Origin of the sequence: Kitasatospora sp. NPDC094028 (assembly GCF_049543595.1) — a bacterium.
GTDB lineage: Bacteria > Actinomycetota > Actinomycetes > Streptomycetales > Streptomycetaceae > Kitasatospora.
In genome coordinates, this window is record NZ_JBMVFA010000028.1 from 66,347 (window position 1) to 84,724 (window position 18,378).

Sequence of the window (18,378 nt, forward strand, 5' to 3'; positions counted from 1 at the left end):
GCACCGGGGCGTGCGGCACGGTCGGCGCCCGGGATCCGGCCGGACGTCAGATCGTGGCCGCGTCGATCACGAAGCGGAACCGGACGTCGCCGTCCAGCGCCCGCTGGTAGGCCTCGTTGATCTGCTCGGCCCGGATCAGCTCGATCTCGGCGGTGATGCCGTGCTCGCCGCAGAAGTCCAGCATCTCCTGGGTCTCCGGCAGCCCGCCGATCATCGAGCCGGCCAGCGAGCGGCGCCGGCCCACCAGCGCGTACGCGTTCAGCGAGACCGGCTTCTCCGGCAGGCCGACCTGCACCATGGTGCCGTCGACGCGCAGCAGGCCCAGGTAGGCGCTCAGGTCGAGGTCGGCGGAGACGGTGTTGACGATCAGGTCGAAGCTGTCCGCCAGCTCGGTGAAGGTCGCCGGGTCGTCGGTGGCCCGGTAGTCGTCGGCGCCGAGCCGCAGGCCGTCCTCGCGCTTGCGCAGCGACTGGCTGAGCACGGTGACCTCCGCGCCCATCGCGTGCGCCAGCTTCACGCCCATGTGGCCGAGGCCGCCGAGGCCGACGATCGCGACCTTCCTGCCCGGGCCGGCGCCCCAGTGCGCCAGCGGCGAGTACAGCGTGATGCCGGCGCACAGCAGCGGCGCGGCGGCGTCCAGCGGCAGGCTGTCGGGGATGCGCAGCGCGTACTGCTCGTCGACCACCAGCTGGCTGGCGTAGCCGCCGTGGCGCGGCAGGCCGTCCGGGCCGGCGCTGTTGTAGGTGAAGACGGTGCCGCCTTCGCCGGTGCAGTACTGCTGCAGGCCGGCCCGGCAGTTGGCGCACTCGCGGCAGGAGTCGACGAAGCAGCCGACCCCGACCCGGTCGCCGACCTGCCAGCGGGTCACGCCCGGGCCGACCTCGGCGACGACGCCGGCGACCTCGTGGCCGGGCACCATGGGGAAGATCCCGCTGCCCCACTCCTCGCGGACCTGGTGGATGTCGGAGTGGCAGATGCCGGAGAACTTGACGTCGATCACGATGTCGTGCGCGCCCACGGCTCGGCGGGGGATGGCGGTCCTGGCCAGCGGCGCGCTCGGCCGCTCGGCGGCGTAGGCGGCGATGGTGGGGGTAGTGGCGGTGGGGGCGGCGGGGGCGGTGCGGTCGATCTCGTGCGTCTCGTTCGTCATGGCCCCAAGACTGCGCCCGGGCGGCGACGGCAACCAGGTCAGAGATCGTCGTAGGAAGGCCCAGCGTACGACCGCGTAACGTACGCACGGCAGTATCACCCTCGCCCGCCCCGGGCCGGGCGGCCGCGCGCATACTGCTGGGCATGGACCAGCGCACCGAACTCAGCGAGTTCCTCCGCTCCCGCCGCGCCCGGCTGCGGCCGGAGGACGTGGGACTGCCCGACACCACCACCCGGCGCCGGGTGCCCGGCCTGCGCCGCGAGGAGCTGGCCCAGCTCGCCGGGGTCAGCACCGCCTACTACACCCGGCTCGAACAGGGCCACGGCGAGAACGTCTCCGCCGCCGTGCTGGACGCCATCGCCCGGGTGCTGCGGCTCAGCCCCGCCGAACGCGAGCACCTGCTGCGACTCACCAAACCCGTCCACCGCCGCTCCGGGCGAGCGAGCGCCCGCCCGCAGCGGGTGCGGCCCGCGTTCCAGCAGCTCCTGGACGCGATGGAGGGCGTACCTGCCTATGTGCTCGGCCGGCGGATGGACATCATCGCCTGGAACCGGCTCGGCGCCGCCCTGCTCGGCGACTTCGGCGCGCTGCCGCCCGAGCGGCGCAACGGCGCCTGGCTGGTCTTCCTCGACCCGGCCGCCCGCGACCTGTACGTCGACTGGGAGGGCAAGGCGACCGACATCGTCGGCACCCTGCGACTGGACGCCGGGCGGGATCCGGACGACCCCCGGCTCGCCTCGCTGATCGGCGAACTCTCCCTCAAGAGCGCCGACTTCCGCCGGCTGTGGGCCGCGCACGGCATCCAGGACAAGGGCCACGGCACCAAGCGGCTGCACCACCCCGTGGTCGGCCCGCTCAACCTGCAGTACGAGACGCTGAGCCCGCCCGGGGACGCCGATCAGGTGCTGGTCGCCTACCACGCCGAACCGGGCAGCGCCTCCGCCGAATCCCTGCGGCTGCTGGCCAGTTGGGCGGCGACCGAGGTGCGGACCGGGCCGGCGGAGGAGGCCGAGCCCGCGCCGGGGGCCGCGCCCGGGCGGTAACCGGAGCGTGACGGAGGTCGATGGTCCCGGGTGGCGCCGGGGCCATCGGCCCTTCCCGGCTCAGGCGGCGGGCAGTTGACTGGTCGGGACATGGACACCAGCAACACGATCGAGTACGACCGCCTGATCGCCCGCCACCACGCGATGCAGCTGCGCCGTCAACTCCTCACCTCGACACCGCAGTTCGGTCCCACCACGGAGCCTGCGGACTACCACGGCGCCGCCGACCAGGAGTTGATCCGGCGCGACCTGCCGCTGGTCGCCCCGCTCGCCGCCCTGATCGACCACCTCTACGCCGAGATGTTCAGCCGCCGCCCGTACCTGCGGCCACTGTTCCCCGCCTCGATGGAGTTCCAGCAGGCCCACCTGGAGCGGATGTTCCAGTACCTCGTCGACCACCTCGACCAGCCCGCCGAACTCGACCGGCGGCTGCGCCGGCTCGGCCGCGACCACCGGAAGCTGGGCGTCCGGCCGGTGCACTACGAGGCCTTCGAGGAGGCCCTGTGCGCGGCGATCCGGCACCGGGCGGGCGTGCGGTGGAGCGAGGAGCTGGAGGCGGCCTGGGTGCGGATGATCCGCTTCGCCGTCACCGCGATGGTGGCCGGCGCCGACTCCGCGCTCACCGAACCCCCGTACTGGCACGCGGTGGTGACCGGCCACGAGCGGCGCCGGCCGGACCTCGCCGTGCTGCGGGTGCGCACCGGCGAGCCGTACCCGTACCGGGCCGGCCAGTACGGCACCGTCGAACACCCGCTGCTCCCGCACACCTGGCGGCAGTACTCGATGGGCTGCGCCCCGCGCGGCGACAACGAGGTGGAGTTCCACGTCCGCCGCACCGGCCCCGGCGGGCTCAGCGCCGCCCTGGTCGAGCACACCGCCGTGGGCGAGCGGCTGCGGCTCGGCCCGCCGCGCGGCAGCCTGCTGCCCGACGACGACGCCCGCGACCTGCTGCTGGTCGCGGGCGGCACCGGGCTGGCCCCGATGAAGGCGATCGTCGAGCAGCAGGCCGCGCACCGCCCGCCCGGCCGCCGGGTGCACCTGTTCGTCGGCGCGCGCGACCGCGGCGACCTGTACGACTGGTCGGCGATCGCCGAACTCGGCCTGCACAAGCCGTGGTTGACGATCGCCCCGGTGACCGCCGGGCACCTCGCCGAGACGGTCGCCCGGGCCGGCGACTGGCGTCGGCACCTGGCCTGCGTCAGCGGGCCGGCCGGCATGGTCGCCGCCGTCCGCACCGGCCTACTGGCCGCCGGGCTGCCGCCCGCGCAGGTGCGGTACGACCAGCTGCTGCGCGGCTGAGCGGGGCTCAGCGGTAGCAGTACGAGTCCGAGGAGGCGTCGCCGCCCGCCAGGTGGGTCTGGTGCACGCGCAGGCCCCGGAAGTCGGCGCCGTGCGGGAAGAACCGCCGGTCGACGGTCAGGCCGCCGGCCTGCGGGTCGGCGTCCAGCTTGATCATCCAGGGGTCGATGCCGTCCGGGTAGAACTGGTCGTCCCAGGAGCCGTACAGGGAGTTCGTCAGGTAGAGCCGCCGGCCGTCCCGGCTGATCTCCACCATCTGCGGGGCCCCGCTCAGCGGGCGGTCCGGCGCGGCCGGGTGCGGGGTGCGGGCGGCCACCCCGCCCAGGCGGACGGAGGCGGTGCGGCGCGGGTGGAACGGGTCCGACACGTCGTACTGGAACAGCTCGCCGGTGCCCCACGCGGAGACGTACAGCCAGCGGTCGTCCACCGACAGGTTGATGTCGGTGACCAGCGGTGGCACCGCGCCGAACGGCCGCAGCGCGGGCGGCAGGTCCTCGGCCTTGGCCGGCTCGGCCGGGATCTCGATCACCTTGCGCGCGGTGAACGCCGCGCCGTCCCGGTACCAGAGCCACACCGAGGCCGACAGGTCCTCGACGTTCGTCACCACGCCGACGAAGCCCCACTCCGCGTGCGGGTCGTGCGCCGGGCGCAGCTCCAGCACCATCTGGTACTGGTCGCCGAGGTCCACCCGCTGCAGGTGCCGGCCGGTCCCCAGCTCCCAGAAGTGCAGCGCGTGCCCGTACTTGCGGCCCAGCAGCTGCTCCGGCAGCACCCCGTCCTCGACCATCCACGGGGTGCCCCACTCGCTGGTCACGCCGACACCCGTCCCCAGGTGCCGCCACACGTCGTACGCGAAGTTCTGCGACCCGCGCTCCGTCTCCCACGGGCGCAGCACCTCGAAGGTGGTGTGGTCCAGCAGGGCCACCCCGCCCGGCCCGTCGTCGCCGTTCGCACCGCCCAGGCAGGACAGGAACACGCCGTCCGGCCCGCAGTGCAGGGTGTGCGGGCGGGAGTAGCCGGCCTTGGCGGACAGCTCGGCCGCCTCCACGGTCTTCACCAGCCGGGGCCGGACCGGGTCGGGGCGGGTGTCCATCACGTGCAGCCGGGAGGAGCGCAGCCCGGGCAGCAGCAGGTAGCGCCGCTCCGGGTTCTCGTGGCAGGCGTGGGCGAGGGCGCTGGAGCAGGCGTTCCAGCCGAAGTGGTGCAACTCGTCGCCCAGTGTGGGCAGTTCGGCGAAGTTGAGGACCGTCCCGTAGCTCTCGGAGTCGGGATCGGTGTCGACCGTGAGCAGCGCGTCCGGCTGTCGGCCCGCCCGGTCGAACCCGGCGACGTACGCCAGCTTCTCCGGCGGCGCGGCCGCCGCCTCGGCAGCGGACCGGTACAGCGACGGATCGGTGTGCCCCTGCGGCATGAAATCTCCCCAACTCGCCCGTTGTGTGCGGGAAGCGTTCCACACGATCACCGGCGCACAGCAGGCGCACGCGGGGCGGTGGGGAGGTGCGGCGGGGCACCGACCGGTCGCACAGCCCGTACGCCCGTGGGCGGCGTGGCCGCCCCACCGTCGGCACCACCGCGCGCGGCCCGGCTACCGGCCGGTATGGTCGGGGGCGGAACGGTGGTACCTGCCGCGGGGCAGGCGGAGCAGAGGACAGGTGCGGCGGGCGATGGAGTTTCGGGAAGACATCCTGGGTGCCCCCTACGAGGCGGCCGAACTGACGCTGCGACCCGACGACGAGGGCGCCGTCTGCGCCACCCTCGTCCGGCGCCCGGTGCCGGGCGCCCAGCGGGCCGTGCTCTACATCCACGGCTACAACGACTACTTCTTCCAGACCCACCTCGCCGACCACTACACCGCGCTCGGCTTCTCCTTCTACGCCCTCGACCTGCGCAAGTACGGCCGCTCGCTGCGCCCGCACCAGTCGCCCAACTTCGTCCGCGACCTCGCCGAGTACGACGAGGAGATCGACGAGGCGGTGCGCGTGATCCGCGAGGTCGACGGGCACACCCGGCTGCTGCTCAACGGCCACTCCACCGGCGGGCTGATCGCCGCGCTGTGGGCCGGCAAGCACGCGGGGCGCGGCCTGGTCGACGGGCTGTTCCTCAACAGCCCCTTCCTGTCCATGCCCGCCGGCGAGGCCGTGCGCACCTTCGGCGGCCCGGTGGTCACGGCGGTCGGCCGGCTCGCCCCCACCCGGGTGCTGCCCTCCGCGCTCAACCCGCACTACACCCACAGCCTGCACAAGGACCACCGGGGCGAGTGGGACTTCGACCTCACCCTCAAGCGCCCCGAGAGCTTCCCGCTCTACGCCGGCTGGCTCGCCGCCATCCACCAGGGCCACCGGCGGCTGCGGCACGGGCTCGGCATCGACGTGCCGGTGCTGCTGATGGCCTCCACCCGCTCCATCTCCACCACCAAGTGGCACAACGCCCTGCACCACGCGGACGCGGTGCTGCGCGCCGACGACATCGCCGCCGAGGCCCCGCGGCTCGGCCGGCACGTCACCGTCGTGCGGATCGAGGGCGGCATGCACGACCTGGTCCTGTCCGGCGAGGCCGCCCGCACCCGCACCTTCGCCGAGCTCGACCGCTGGCTCGCCGCCTACCTGGACGTCGAGACGGCCGCGGCCGGGGAGCGCGCGTGAGCGACGGCGACGGCGAGGACGAGCCGGTGCCGGTCGGGCGCCAGACCGACCTCGGCTTCGCCAAGCTCATGCCGGACATCGACCGCGACGGCGGCTGGCTGCTCACCCTCGACGGCACCCCGCAGTCCTACGTCGACCTCGAAGACCCGACGCACCTGGAGTTCGAGTACACCCGGCGGCTGGGCCACCTCGCCGACGTCCTCGCGCCCGCCGGGCAGCCGCTGGAGGTCCTCCACCTCGGCGGCGGCGCGCTCACCCTGCCCCGGTACGTCGCCGCCACCCGGCCCGGCTCGCGCCAGCGCGTGGTGGAGGTCGACGGGCCGCTGCTCGACCTCGTCGCCGCGCAGCTTCCGTGGGAACGCGCGGGCGCGGACATCACGGCGGAGGTCGGCGACGCGCGGGCCGCACTGGCCGCGGTGCCGGCGGGCTCGCAGGACCTGGTGATCGCGGACGTCTTCCACGGCTCCCGCACCCCGGCCCACCTCACCTCGGTGGAGTTCCTGCGCCTGGCGGCGGCCGCGCTGCGGCCCGGCGGCTGCTACGCCGCCAACCTGGCGGACGGCCCGCCGCTCGCCTTCGCCCGCGCCCAGGCGGCGACGGTCCGGGCGGTGTTCCCCCACGTCTGCCTGGTCGCCGAGGCCCCGGTGCTGCGGGGGCGCCGGTACGGCAACATCCTGCTCGCCGGTTCGACCGCGCCGCTGCCGGTGGCCGAGCTGGCCCGCCTGCTGGCGGCCGACATCTTCCCGGCCCGCCTCACGGACGGCGACGACCTCGCCGCACTGGTCGGCCGCACCCCGCCGGTGACCGACGCCGACGCGACGGACTCCCCGCCCCCGCCGGACGGCGCCTTCAGCGTCGGCTGAGGCGCGCGCCGCGGCACCGGAAGTCGGCGGGTTCGACTTCCGGCGCGGCGTCCCGCGGGTGGTGGCCGGCCACCGCTGCGCGAGAAGTCGGCCCGGCCGACTTCTCGCGCGGTTGTCGGTGTGTCGAGGGCCTCGCTTTCGTGGATCTCGGCCGGCTCGACCTCCTGCGTGGCTGCCGGGGCGGGGGTGGGGCGGGTGCCAGAATCGGCGGGTTCGGGGCCTGGTGCGAAGGAGTGGGCGATGAGCGGGGTCGAACGGCCGGAGCTGGGGCCGGTGCCGGAGACGGCGCTGTGGACGCTGTGGCACCGGGCGTCGGAGGCGCGGCGCCCGGACGGGGTGCTGGCGGATCCGAAGGCCGTCGAGCTGGTCGACCGGATCGACTTCCCGTTCGCGGAGCGCTTCGGCACCGGCGCACTGGTCAGCCAGTTGCAGGGGCTGCGCGCGGCCTGCTTCGACCGGGAGGAGGCGGACTTCCTGGCCCGCTGCCCGCGCGGCACCGTGGTCGGGCTGGGGGACGGGCTGGAGACGCTGGCCTGGCGGGTGGACAACGGCCGGGCGCACTGGCTGTCGGTGGACCTGCCCGAGGCGGCCGCGCTGCGCGAGCGCCTGCTGCCGCCGGACGAGCGGCACCGGATCCTCGCCTGCTCGGCCACCGACCCGCGCTGGATGGACGAGGTGGATCCGGCGGAGGGCGTGCTGATCGTCGCCCAGGGCCTGCTGATGTACCTGCGGCCGTCCGAGGCCCGCGCGCTGGTCGCCGCCTGCGCCGAGCGCTTCCCCGGCGGGGCGATGGTGCTGGACATGGTGCCGCGCTGGTTCAGCCGGCGGTCGGTGGCGGGGAAGCTGCGGGACCGGCATTACCTGGCGCCGCCGATGCCGTTCGGCATGGACGCCGACCAGCGCGGGCAGTTCGCGACCGCGCACCCGGCCGTGACGGGGGTGCGCGAGGTGTACCCGGAGGGCGGGCGGGGCCTGGTGCGCGCCCTGCTGCCGTTCGCGCGCCGGGTCAGGCAGCGCCCGTCCGTGGTCGCACTGCTTTTCGCCGAGTCCTGAGGCTGCTCTTTGCCGAGGCTTGAGAAAGAGCTGGTCAAGCTGGAACCATGGCACCGGAGCGTTCGTCGTAACGACGGGTAGTCGGCCAGGGGGACGGGCCGGCCCGGCACGTTAGGCTGCGCCGAGGGGGGAGCGGCCGAGGTGCCGCCATCGGACGACCGCCGGGACCGGCGAGCTGCGCGGCTGCGCGCCGCCGCTGGCCCCGACCTGCCACGGAGGTATCTGGCCTTGCACATCGACGCCTGGATCGAGAGCGTCCCACCGACCGCGGTGTACGCCCTGATCGGTCTGATCATCGGGCTGGAGTCGCTGGGCATTCCGCTTCCCGGAGAGATCGCCCTGGTGACGGCGTCCCTGATGGCGGTCAAGGGCGTGGTGAGCCCGTGGGGGGTCGCCGCGTGCGCGATCGCGGGCGCGATCATCGGCGACTCGATCGGCTACTCGATCGGGCGCAAGGGCGGCAAACCGCTCTTCGAGAAGCTGGGACGGAAGTTCCCCAAGCACTTCGGGCCCTCGCACCTGGCCACCGCCGAGCGCTCCTTCCAGAAGTGGGGCATGTGGGCGGTCTTCTTCGGCCGGTTCATCGCCCTGCTGCGCATCTTCGCCGGGCCGCTCGCGGGCGCGCTCAAGATGCCGTACTGGAAGTTCCTGATCGCCAACGTGCTCGGCGGCGTGGTCTGGGCCGGCGGTACGACGCTGCTGGTCTACAAGGTGGGCAAGAGCATCGAGCCGTGGCTGACCCGGTTCTCCTGGGTCGGCCTGGGTGCGGCGGTCGTGATCGGCCTGACCTCCGCGTGGGTGATGAAGCGCCGGGCCGCGAAGGTCCACGCCAAGATGGAGGCCGAGGAGGCGGCGGCCGCCAAGGCCGCGGTCGCGGAGTGACGGAGCGTAGCCGGTAGCGCCCGACCGGCGCACCCGACCGGCCCCGGGCGTCGTCGGGCCCCGGAGTAGCATCGGCGGGGTATCCGCCGATCTTGCACAGCCGGAGGGGCCCGATGACGCAGCATTCCCAGCAGCCGTCCGCACAGCCGTCCGCACAGCAGTCCGAGCAGTCCGCCGCGGCCACCTGGAACGCGGTGGACGCCTACTTCGCCGAGCAGCTGATCGGCCACGACCCGGTGCTGGAGGCCGCGACCGCCGCCGCCGAGGCGGCCGGCCTGCCGCGGATCGCGGTCGCCCCCACCCAGGGCAAGCTGCTGCACCTGCTGGCGCTGACCCAGGGCGCCCGGCGGATCCTGGAGGTCGGCACGCTCGGCGGCTACAGCGCCATCTGGCTGGGCCGGGCGCTGCCCAAGGACGGCACCCTGATCACCCTGGAGATCGACCCGGCGCACGCCGAGGTCGCCCGGGGCAACCTCGCCAACGCCGGCCTGGAGAAGGTCGTCGAGGTGCGGCTCGGCCGCGCCGCCGACACCCTGGCGGAGCTGGTCGAGCAGGGCACCGAGCCGTTCGACCTGGTGTTCATCGACGCCGACAAGCCCAGCAACCCCGAGTACTTCCGCCGGGCGCTGCAGCTGACCCGGCCGGGCTCGCTGATCATCGTCGACAACGTGGTGCGCGGCGGCCGGGTCGCCGACGCGGAGAGCACCGACCCGGCGATCATCGGTATTCGCGCCCTGCACGCGCTGATCGCGGCCGAGCCGAGGGTCAGCGCGACCTCGGTGCAGACCGTCGGCAGCAAGGGCTACGACGGCTTCACGCTGGCCCGCGTGCTGGGCTGAGCCGCCGCCCGGGGCAACTGGAACCACCGAGGAACGGGAGACGACGTGCGGATCGGACTGCTGGGCACCGGCCCCTGGGCGGAGCGGGTGCACGCGCCCGTGCTGGCCGAGCACCCCGGGCTGGAGTTCGCCGGGGTCTGGGGCCGCCGCCCGGAGGCGGCCGAGGCCCTGGCCGCGGCGCACGGCGTCCCGGCCCACCGCGACCTCGACAAGCTGCTCGGCGAGGTCGACGCGGTCTCCATCGCGCTGCCGCCGTCCGTCCAGGCCGGCCTCGCGGTGCGGGCCGCCGAGGCCGGCTGCCACCTGCTGCTGGACAAGCCGGTGGCGCTGACCGTGCCGGACGCGCGGGCGGTGGCCGACGCCGCCCGGCGGCACGGCGTCGCCTCGGTGGTGTTCTTCACCGTGCGCTTCGGCGGGGACCAGATCCCGTGGATCGCCCGGCAGGCCGAGCTGGGCGGCTGGTTCACCGGCCGCTCGGACTGGCTCGGCTCGGTGTTCGCCCCCGGCAGCGGCAGCCCGTACGCGGCCTCGCCGTGGCGGGTGGAGAAGGGCGCGCTGTGGGACGTCGGCCCGCACGCGCTGTCCGTGCTGCTGCCGGTGCTCGGCGACGCCACGCAGGTGACGGCCGTGGCCGGGCCGCTGGACACCGTCCACCTGGTGCTGCGGCACGCGGCCGGCGCCTCCAGCACGCTCGCGCTCAGCCTCACCTCGCCGGTCGCGGCCGGCGGCACCGGCATGGAGATCCGCGGCGAGCACGGGGTCGCCCATCTGCCGGAGCGCGGCGAAGGCCCGATCGCGGCCCTGCACCGGGCGCTGTCCGCGCTGCAGTCGGCCGCCGCCACCGGCGAACCCCACGCCTGCGACGCGGAGTTCGGCCTGCGGGTGGTGGAGATCCTGGCGGGCGCCGAGCGTTCGCTGGCGTCGGGCGGTCCGGTCGAGGTCTGAGCCCGGGGCGGAGGCCCCGGGCCGGCCCCGACCTCGGCGGACGGGATGTCAGCGGCACGGTCTACTGTCCTCCTCACCTACGAGTTGTGAGGAAGACCGGATGGACGACTACGCGTACATGCCCGCCCTGACCACGGCCGCGGCCGACCCGTCCGCGCAGAGCTGGTCGATCGACGGCTGGCGGATCGAGCGGGCCGTGATCCAGGGGACGTCGGAGTACGTCACGATGAACGACCCGCTGGGGCCGGAGAGCGCGGGCGTTCCGATGCGGTCCGGTGGCACGCCGGTCTACCTGGTCTTCGGCGAGGACGACCCGGAGGAGCCGGTGGCCGCCCTGGTGCACCCGATGGACGGCCTGCCGGTCCGGACGGAGGACTGGGGCGACGGGCTGATGACCCCGTCCGGTCTGGCCGTCCTGCACGCGCACCCCGGCAACGGCCACTTGGGGCCGGCCGGCGAGATGGTCCGGCGCGCCTGGGCCGTGCTGCACGCGCGCGCCGCGGAAGGCAGCGACTGGCGGCTGGAGAACTTCCGCGAGCAGCTCCGGCGGGTCCACATCGACCCGGCCGGCTGGCCGGTGGAGCCGGTCGAGGGCGACTTCACGAACAACTGGCTGTTGCTCCCGGACGAGGCCGGCACCGGTACCGTGCTGGGCATCATGGTCGACCCGGACGGCTCCAGCACGACGACGTGCCTGGACGCGGACGGCGAGCCGGTGGGGATCCTGCTCACCTTCGGCCTCTGACGGACGCCCGGGCCGCGCACGCCCCGGCCCGCCCGCCGGGGCCGTGGCGGCGTCAGGGGGTGCCCGGGGCCGGGGCGGTGGGTCCCGGGCGGCGGTCGGTGGGGCGGGCCGGCGGGATGACGGGGGCGTGGAAGTCGCGCGGGCCGGTCCACAGCGCGGGGACGGCGTCGCTGCGCCGGGCGAGTTCGTACGCCACCGACTCGTAGTTGACGCGCCAGCCGTTGAAGTGCAGCCAGCCGTCCTCGACCGGGCGTTCGCGGGGGAAGCCGGCGGCCGTGATCATGGCGACGGCGCCCAGGTACTCGGCGTAGCTGAGGCGGATCGGGGCGGCCGGGTCCGGGTCGGGGTCGAAGTCGATGCGCAGCGAGCGGGCGATGTCGCGCATCGCGGTGAAGCCGGCCCGGATGACCAGCCGGGCCTCGGGCGGGGCGGAGCGCGGGCACAGGGCCAGGTGGAGGGCGGCGGCGTCCATGACGGCGATCAGGCCGACCACCCAGCTGCGGTTGGGCTGCGGGGAGCGGAAGGACAGCAGGACCGGGTAGTTGGAGTGGCTCTCGCCGATGTCGGCGGCGAGCCGCTCCCAGTCGCGGTAGAGCTGGGGGAGGGCGGTGTCGGTGTCGACGAGGGACTGCCGGGCGAGCAGTTCCGGCCCCCAGGCGGGCTCGCCGGCCCGGGACTGGAGGAGGGTGACCTCGGTCTCGCGCCGCTGGTAGGCGCCGTAGAGGGTGGGCAGGTAGGCGATCTGCAGGGCGGTCACCAGCGGACCGCTGGCGGCGGCCATGAAGTCGATCGCGGACAGCTGCAGCCGCTCGCCGCTGGCGTAGCCGAGGGTGAAGAGGCTGGATCCGGCTTCGCGGATGGCCACCGACCAGCTGAGTCCGGACGTCCCGTGGAGCAGCAGGGTGTAGGCGACCAGCATGCCGCTGAGCCACACCGTGAGCATGCCGAGGAGGACGAGCGGTGCCAGCCAGGTCAGCGCGCGGTCCTGGGCCCGGTAGCCGCCGAACGGCGCCGCGGACAGCCGCAGGACGGTCCGCAGCACCACCCAGAGCCGGTTGACCAGCGCCGAGTAGAGCCCGCGCGGGACGACCAGGGTCCTCAGGATGCTGGCGACGACCAGCAGGAGCAGGAGCACCCCGAGCAGGGTGTGGATCAACCTCATGCCGCCATTGTGGCGGTCGGCCGGTCCGGGTGCGGCACCGGCCGACCGCCGGGGCGGCTACAGCGCGAGCAGGACGGCGAGCAGCCGGTCGACCTCCTCCGGGGTGTTGTAGACGTGCAGGCTCACCCGCACCGAGCTGTCCGACTCCCCGGCGCGGGCCTGGCAGTGCCCGTCCGCACGCACCATCAGGCCGTGGCTGGCGAGGACGAAGCCGAGGTCGTTGGAGCCGATCGCCCGGTGGCGGAAGGTGACGATGCCTTCGCGGCGCTGGACCTCGGAGTCGGCGGCGAGGCTCAGTTGGCAGCCGAGCACCTGGTACGCCCCGGACCTGCGCAGCCCGTCGGTGAGCCGGGCGGCGAGGGCGGAGTTCCAGCGCCGGATGCGGTCAGTCCCGGCCGCGTCGAGCCAGTCCAGGGCGGTCTCCAGGCCGGCGATCCCGCAGGTGTTGGGGGTGCCGGCCCAACCGCCGGCGCGGAACCGCGGGCCCCGGGTGTTGCGGGCCCAGACGGCGCCGGTGCCGGGCAGGGCCAGTGCCTTGTGTCCGGAGAAGACGACGAAGTCGACGTCGAGGGCGCCGACGTCCACCGGCAGGTGGCCGACGCTCTGCGCCGCGTCCAGGCAGATCGGCACGTCCGGCCCGACCGCGGCCCGGATCCGGTGGATGTTCATGTCGCCGCCGTACACGTGGTGCACGTGGGTGGCGGCGACGAAGGCGGTGCGCGCGGTGACGAGCCGGGCGAGGGCGGCCGGGTCGTAGTCGTGCGAGGCCGGGTCGTACGGGAGTTCGCGCACCGCGACGCGCACGCCCTGGGCCGCGAGCAGGTCGCGGGCCTCCAGCCAGGGCAGCAGGTTGGCCTGGTGGTCGGCGAACGGGACGACGATCTCGTCGCCGTCCCGCAGATGCCGGGGCAGCCAGTCCCGGGCGACCGTGCGCAGGCCCTCGGTGGCGCCGCTGGTGAAGTGGACGCCGGAGCGCTCCAGCGGGGCCGGGTCGCCGAGGAAGCGGGCGACCCGGGCGCGGGTGCGTTCGACCAGGGCGGTGGTGGCGTTGGCCCAGGTGTAGGTGCCGCGCCCGGCGTTGGCGTTGGCCGTGGTCAGGTACCGCAGGACGGTGTCGAGCACCGCCTGCGGCTTCTGCGAGGTGGCCGCGCTGTCCAGGTAGGCCTGGTCGGGGTGGCCGGTGACGATGGGGAACTGGGCGCGCAACTCCCGGTGCCAGCCGAGGAGTTCACTGATGTCGTCGAGTGCTTGGCTGGTGGTCATGGCCGCCTCCGCTCAGTCCCGGACCAGGGGCGCGCCCGCGTCGCGCCAGCCGATGATGCCGCCGGTCAGACTGCGCGCGTCCTGGTGGCCCATCCGGGTGAGCAGGGCCGCGTACCGGGCGGACTTCTCGCCGACCGGGCAGGCCAGCAGGACGGGCTGCCGGGGGCCGAACGGCAGGCCGCCGTGCAGGAGTTCGTCGAAGAGCTCGTCGACGATGTTGATCGAGCCCTCGATGTGCAGCGCCGCGTAGGCGAAGGGGCCGCGCAGGTCGACGACCAGCGGGTGCTCCGCGGCGATCCACTTGCGGGCGGCGTCGACGTCCACCGACCTGGCGGCGGCCAGGTCGGCCGGGGTGAGCGAGCCGAGGGAGTGGGGGCGGGCGGGCAGGTTGAACAGCTCCGGGCGGCGGTGGCGGAGGTAGCCGAGGTAGCTCTCCACCCGGTCGCAGACGATGAAGACGGCGGTCCGGTGCTCCGAGGGGCTCAACTCGGCGTCCACGGCGCGCAGGTGGCGCAGCGCGCCGAAGAAGGCGCCGCCGCCGGTCGGGCCGGCCAGCAGGCCGCAGCGGCGGATCAGGGTGAGCATGCCGTCGATGGCCTGGTCGGAGGTCACCGACTGGATGCCGTCGTAGGTGCCGGGGTCGAACAGGCCGACCTCGTGCACCTCGTCGATGGTGCGGATGCCGGGGATGAAGTCGGACTTGTCGGCGACCAGCCCGACCACCTCGACGCCCGGGTGGTGGGCGCGCAGCACCGTGGCGACGCCGGTGGAGGAGCCGGCGGTGCCGACGCAGGCGATGAAGTGGTCGGGGGCGCGGCCGTCGAGGTCGCGGACGATCTCCGGGCCGGTGCCGGTGACGTGCGCGTCGACGTTGAGCCGGCTGTAGTACTGGTCGGTGTGCAGGTACCCGGAGTCCGCCTCGGAGAGCATCCGGTGGATGCGGGTGAGCGGGTCGTCGGTGTCGGTCGGGTCGAGGCATTCGGTGCGGCCGGGCAGTTCCTCGATCTCGGCGCCGAGCAGCAGGAGCAGGTCCTTGACCTCGGGGACCTTCATCCGGTTGGTCACGCTCTTGAACGGCAGTTCGTGCATGCCGGCGATCAGGGCGAGTGCCTTGGCGGTGTTGCCGCTGGACAGCTCGACGATGGTGTCGCCGCGTTCGACGGCGGCGGGCAGCGCGTCGCGGGTCATGTTCCAGGCGGCGCGGTCCTTGACCGAGCCGAACGGGTTGAGCATCTCCAGCTTGGCGTACAGGTCGATGTGCCGCAGACCGGTCACCGCCGGGTCGATCCGGACCAGCGGGGTGTCGCCGATCGCGTCCGTGATGCTGTCGTACCTCATGCGTTCCTCTCCCCGTGGTCGCACGCCGTCGTGGCGGCGTCGATGGGCCAGTACTGCTCGTCGAGGCGCCAGTGCCAGGCGCCGTCCTGGCGGAAGGCGGCGACCTTGCGGGCGGCGGGCTGCTGGAGGGCCCGGCCGGCGTTGAAGTCCATCAGGTAGCCGGCCGTGTTGGCGAAGGCGAGCAGGTCGCCGGGGGCGGGCAGGCGTGGCAGGAAGACCTTCCGGCGGGTGATCAGGTCGGACTCCAGGCAGAGGTTGCCGAGCAGGTGGACGCCGACCGGGGCGTCCGGCCCCGTGGGGGCGCCGGGCCGGGGTATCAGCACCGGGTCCATCAGTACCCCGTGCTCCTCCAGGCTGACGTCCCGGGCGTTCAGCTCCAGCCGGATCAGGTGGTCGCCGTCCGGGGTGGGCCGCACCTCCAGGACGCGGGCGAGCGAGGCCCCGCACTGGTCGACCAGGGCCCGGCCGGGCTCGATGGCCAGGTCGTACAGGTTCTCCAGCAGCAGGGTGGCGAGCGGGCGTCCGAGCGAGGGCGCCGGATGCGAGAGGAGTTCGTCCAGGTAGCTGTCGGCGGCGGTGGCGCGGTGCGCCGGGTACAGGGTGAGCGCGCCGCGCAGGGTGCCGTGCTCGCCGCGCAGCCCGTAGCCGTGGCCCTGCCAGGTGAGCGGGGGGCGCTTGCCGAGCACGGCGTTGGTCAGCTCGGTGGTGTAGCGCTCCCACTGGGCGGCGTGGGCCAGGTAGTTGACGCCGAAGCCGCCGCCGATGTCGAGGGTGCGGGGCCGCAGGCCGCGGCGGTGGCACTCGTTCATCGCGCGGATGCAGCCCTCCAGGGCGACGGCCTTCTCCGGGATACCGGTGGTGTCCAGGTGGTAGGCGAGGCCGGTGAGTTCGACGGCGTCCCGGTGGCGTTCGAGGGCGTCGAGCAGCTCGTCGAGTTCGCGCGCGGGGGTGCCGAAGCGGCTGGGGCGGGTGAGCACCCGGGCGCCCGGGGCCTCGAAGCCGGACAGCCGGGGCATGACGCGCACCCGGGGCAGGGCGTGCTTGCGGACCAGCTCGGCGAGTTCGTCGAGTTCGGCCCGGGAGTCCAGGCTGACGGTGACGCCGGTGCGGGCCGCGAGCCACAGGAACGGGCGGTTCTTGGGGCCGGTCGCGATGATCCGGTCGGGGGTGAAGCCCGCCCCGAGGACGTGCTGGAGCTCGGCGAGCGAGGCGACGTCCAGCCCGGCCTCGGTGGCGGCGAGGCGGCGGACGAGCGCGCTGGAGCGGTTCGTCTTGTGGGCGTAGTGGATCGGGCCGTTCAGGTGGTGCTTGCGGTAGACGGCGCGGAAGCGGGCCAGGTTGTCCGCGAGCTGTTCGGGCAGCAGCACGTTGAGCGGCGACCCGAGCGCGTCGACCAGCGGGTGCAGGAAGTCGCCCGCCGTCAGGAGGGATCGGAGCCCGGGCTCCAGCCGTGGTTCGAGATAGAGCGGTAACGGCCGCATGGCGAAAACAGCTCCCCGTCAACAGAAGTCGGCGGTGAAGGAACTCACCGCGAAAGGCGTCGACCAGCGAGGGAAACGGTAACTGTTTTCAACTTCAAGCAACAGGACTTTCTGTCACGCCATCGCAAAGTCTGTGCCAATGTGGAGAGTTGGGCTCCGGATGGCGGATCGTCAGCGCAGTGCCACCAGCACCGCGCTGGTGCCGTACTGCCAGACCGGCCCGGCCTGCCGGAAGCCGGCCCGCAGCAGCAGCTCGGCGTGCCGGTCGGCGGACAGGCCGTTCCCGTCGCCGTCGCACGGCGGCACCTGGCGCGCCCGCGCCGCCAGCAGCTCGGCGAACTCGGGGATCCGGGCGGCGGCGGCCCACCACTGCGACCAGTCCTCGGTGGTGTCGGCGCCCCGGCGCTGCGAGCGGCGCCGTTCGATCGCCTGGGCGAGCTCCGCGAGGGAGGGCTGCTCGGGGACGAGGTGGTCGGCGTTGACCAGGACGGCTCCGGGCCGCATCACCGCCGCGAGGTCGCGGTAGATGCCGAGCAGCGTCTCCGGCGGCGGGTAGTGCAGCGCGGTGGAGGACACCACGGCGTCCAGCGGGCGGTCGAGCCCGAGCGCGTCGAGCCACCCCGGGCCGCCGATCAGCGTCTCGACCCAGCGGGCGACCCGGGGGTGCCGGGCCCGCCCGAGGGCGAGCAGCAGCGGGTCGATGTCGACGGCCAGCACCTCGGCGGCCGGCAGCCGTGCCGCGATCCGCGCGGACAGCGAGCCGGGCCCGCTGCCGAGGTCGGCGACGAGCGGCCGCTCCCGGTGGCCGGCGACCTGCTCGACCACGTCGGCGACCACGGTGAACCGCTCCTCGCGCTCCACCGCGTACCGCTCCTGCTGGCGCTCCCAGCGCTCGATCCAGGTCTCGGCCAGGGCCGCATCGACTGGCATGTTCACTCCCGCCATGTTCGCGCGCATTCGAGGGCTCCCGCTCGATGCCAGTGTTTGTCATGTCCACCCTGCACGCAATGGTCGGCGGGCGGGGAAGGCGCGAGTGAAACGATATCCGTTTTCATCTGGACGCGCACCCCGGTCGGGGGGCGGGTTGGTGCGGCCTATCGCGGGGCGGGCGGGGCGGTGAGCTCGGGCACGGGGCCGGCGGCGACGGCCGCGGAGAGGATGACGGGCAGCTCCCGGTCCTCCTGGCCGACCGCGAGGCCCAGCCAGCGTCCGCCGTCCGGCAGCGGCCAGACCCGCAGGGCGGTGGCCCTGCCGCTGAGCAGGCCGATCGGCTCGGGCGCCGCCCGGCCCGGAAACTCCCCGTCGAAGCCGGCGACCAGGTACGACCACAGGTCGACGGTGGACGGCTCGCCCCAGCGCGCCGTCAGGGCCCCCGCGAGGGCGTCGAAGTGGGCGGCCGCCTCCTCCTCCGCCCGCTGCAGGGCCTCGCCGTCCTCGTCGTCCCAGAACTCGCCGCTCACGTACAGGTCGCGCACCCGCCACCCGGGGCCGCCGTAGCCCGTGGCCTCGACGGTCTCCGTCTCCGGGTACGGCCGGGTGAGCAGGTCGTCGAGCGCCGCGAGGTGCGCGGCCAGGTCGTCGGTCATGGGGGTCACGGTAGGGCCCGGGCGGGGAGGTGGTCTCGACGGGGGTGGGGGTTTGGCACCATCCTCGTTCCGGACTTGTGCACCGTA

The 18,378-nt window shown here is 74.2% G+C and carries 17 protein-coding genes; 9 read left to right on the plus strand and 8 right to left on the minus strand.

From position 1 onward, the window contains the following. Positions 1-46: 46 nt before the first annotated feature. Entirely contained in the window at positions 47-1,150 is a 1,104-nt protein-coding gene (locus tag ACPC54_RS31210) for an NAD(P)-dependent alcohol dehydrogenase (RefSeq protein ID WP_498969618.1), read from the minus strand. A gap of 143 nt (positions 1,151-1,293) precedes the next feature. Between ACPC54_RS31210 and ACPC54_RS31215 the strand changes: the two genes are divergently transcribed. Together ACPC54_RS31215 and ACPC54_RS31220 are read left to right on the plus strand one after the other, a co-directional pair. Next, positions 1,294-2,193, plus strand: coding sequence for a helix-turn-helix domain-containing protein (locus tag ACPC54_RS31215; protein WP_498969619.1), 900 nt, complete (start codon positions 1,294-1,296; stop codon positions 2,191-2,193). Positions 2,194-2,283: 90 nt separating this feature from the next. Then, positions 2,284-3,492, plus strand: a complete 1,209-nt coding sequence (locus ACPC54_RS31220; protein ID WP_498969620.1) for a globin domain-containing protein — start codon at positions 2,284-2,286, stop codon at positions 3,490-3,492. Between the two features lie 7 nt (positions 3,493-3,499). Here ACPC54_RS31220 and ACPC54_RS31225 read toward each other — a convergent pair whose 3' ends face one another. Beyond that, positions 3,500-4,903 carry a selenium-binding protein SBP56-related protein gene (locus ACPC54_RS31225; RefSeq protein WP_498969621.1) on the minus strand — a complete coding sequence of 468 codons (1,404 nt, stop codon included), beginning with the start codon at positions 4,901-4,903 and terminating at the stop codon, positions 3,500-3,502. Positions 4,904-5,156: 253 nt separating this feature from the next. Between ACPC54_RS31225 and ACPC54_RS31230 the strand changes: the two genes are divergently transcribed. From ACPC54_RS31230 to ACPC54_RS31260, 7 genes are all read left to right on the plus strand, one after another. Next, positions 5,157-6,134, plus strand: coding sequence for an alpha/beta hydrolase (locus ACPC54_RS31230; RefSeq protein WP_498969623.1), 978 nt, complete (start codon positions 5,157-5,159; stop codon positions 6,132-6,134). Next, on the plus strand, positions 6,131-6,997 hold the full coding sequence (locus ACPC54_RS31235) for a spermidine synthase (protein ID WP_498969624.1): 867 nt from the start codon (positions 6,131-6,133) through the stop codon (positions 6,995-6,997). Before ACPC54_RS31230 ends, ACPC54_RS31235 begins: the two co-directional genes overlap by 4 nt. Before the next feature lie 240 nt (positions 6,998-7,237). Further along, positions 7,238-8,050 carry a class I SAM-dependent methyltransferase gene (locus ACPC54_RS31240; protein WP_498969626.1) on the plus strand — a complete coding sequence of 271 codons (813 nt, stop codon included), beginning with the start codon at positions 7,238-7,240 and terminating at the stop codon, positions 8,048-8,050. 228 nt (positions 8,051-8,278) lie between these two features. Beyond that, on the plus strand, positions 8,279-8,932 hold the full coding sequence (locus tag ACPC54_RS31245; RefSeq protein WP_498969628.1) for a DedA family protein: 654 nt from the start codon (positions 8,279-8,281) through the stop codon (positions 8,930-8,932). 113 nt (positions 8,933-9,045) lie between these two features. Next, positions 9,046-9,771 carry an O-methyltransferase gene (locus ACPC54_RS31250; protein ID WP_498969630.1) on the plus strand — a complete coding sequence of 242 codons (726 nt, stop codon included), beginning with the start codon at positions 9,046-9,048 and terminating at the stop codon, positions 9,769-9,771. A 45-nt stretch (positions 9,772-9,816) separates the two neighbouring features. Then, entirely contained in the window at positions 9,817-10,716 is a 900-nt protein-coding gene (locus ACPC54_RS31255; protein WP_498969631.1) for a Gfo/Idh/MocA family protein, read from the plus strand. Between the two features lie 100 nt (positions 10,717-10,816). Next, positions 10,817-11,461 carry a hypothetical protein gene (locus ACPC54_RS31260; RefSeq protein ID WP_498969633.1) on the plus strand — a complete coding sequence of 215 codons (645 nt, stop codon included), beginning with the start codon at positions 10,817-10,819 and terminating at the stop codon, positions 11,459-11,461. Between the two features lie 52 nt (positions 11,462-11,513). On the opposite strand, the gene ACPC54_RS31265 is transcribed toward ACPC54_RS31260, so the two are convergent. The 6 genes from ACPC54_RS31265 to ACPC54_RS31290 all read right to left on the minus strand — a co-directional run bounded on the left by ACPC54_RS31265 (position 11,514) and on the right by ACPC54_RS31290 (position 18,291). Continuing rightward, positions 11,514-12,623: a hypothetical protein gene (locus ACPC54_RS31265; RefSeq protein WP_498969635.1), complete on the minus strand. Its 1,110-nt coding sequence runs from the start codon at positions 12,621-12,623 to the stop codon at positions 11,514-11,516. Between the two features lie 57 nt (positions 12,624-12,680). Then, the gene (locus ACPC54_RS31270; RefSeq protein WP_498969637.1) at positions 12,681-13,886 is read right to left on the minus strand and encodes an aminotransferase class V-fold PLP-dependent enzyme; all 1,206 of its coding nucleotides are present in this window, start codon (positions 13,884-13,886) and stop codon (positions 12,681-12,683) included. A gap of 12 nt (positions 13,887-13,898) precedes the next feature. After that, positions 13,899-15,224 carry a pyridoxal-phosphate dependent enzyme gene (locus ACPC54_RS31275; protein ID WP_498969639.1) on the minus strand — a complete coding sequence of 442 codons (1,326 nt, stop codon included), beginning with the start codon at positions 15,222-15,224 and terminating at the stop codon, positions 13,899-13,901. Continuing rightward, entirely contained in the window at positions 15,221-16,705 is a 1,485-nt protein-coding gene (locus ACPC54_RS31280) for a Y4yA family PLP-dependent enzyme (RefSeq protein WP_498969640.1), read from the minus strand. The genes ACPC54_RS31275 and ACPC54_RS31280 overlap by 4 nt, the downstream gene beginning before the upstream one ends. A 171-nt stretch (positions 16,706-16,876) precedes the next feature. After that, entirely contained in the window at positions 16,877-17,635 is a 759-nt protein-coding gene (locus ACPC54_RS31285) for a class I SAM-dependent methyltransferase (RefSeq protein WP_498969642.1), read from the minus strand. A gap of 164 nt (positions 17,636-17,799) precedes the next feature. Beyond that, the gene (locus ACPC54_RS31290) at positions 17,800-18,291 is read right to left on the minus strand and encodes a hypothetical protein (RefSeq protein ID WP_498969643.1); all 492 of its coding nucleotides are present in this window, start codon (positions 18,289-18,291) and stop codon (positions 17,800-17,802) included. Positions 18,292-18,378 lie beyond the last annotated feature (87 nt).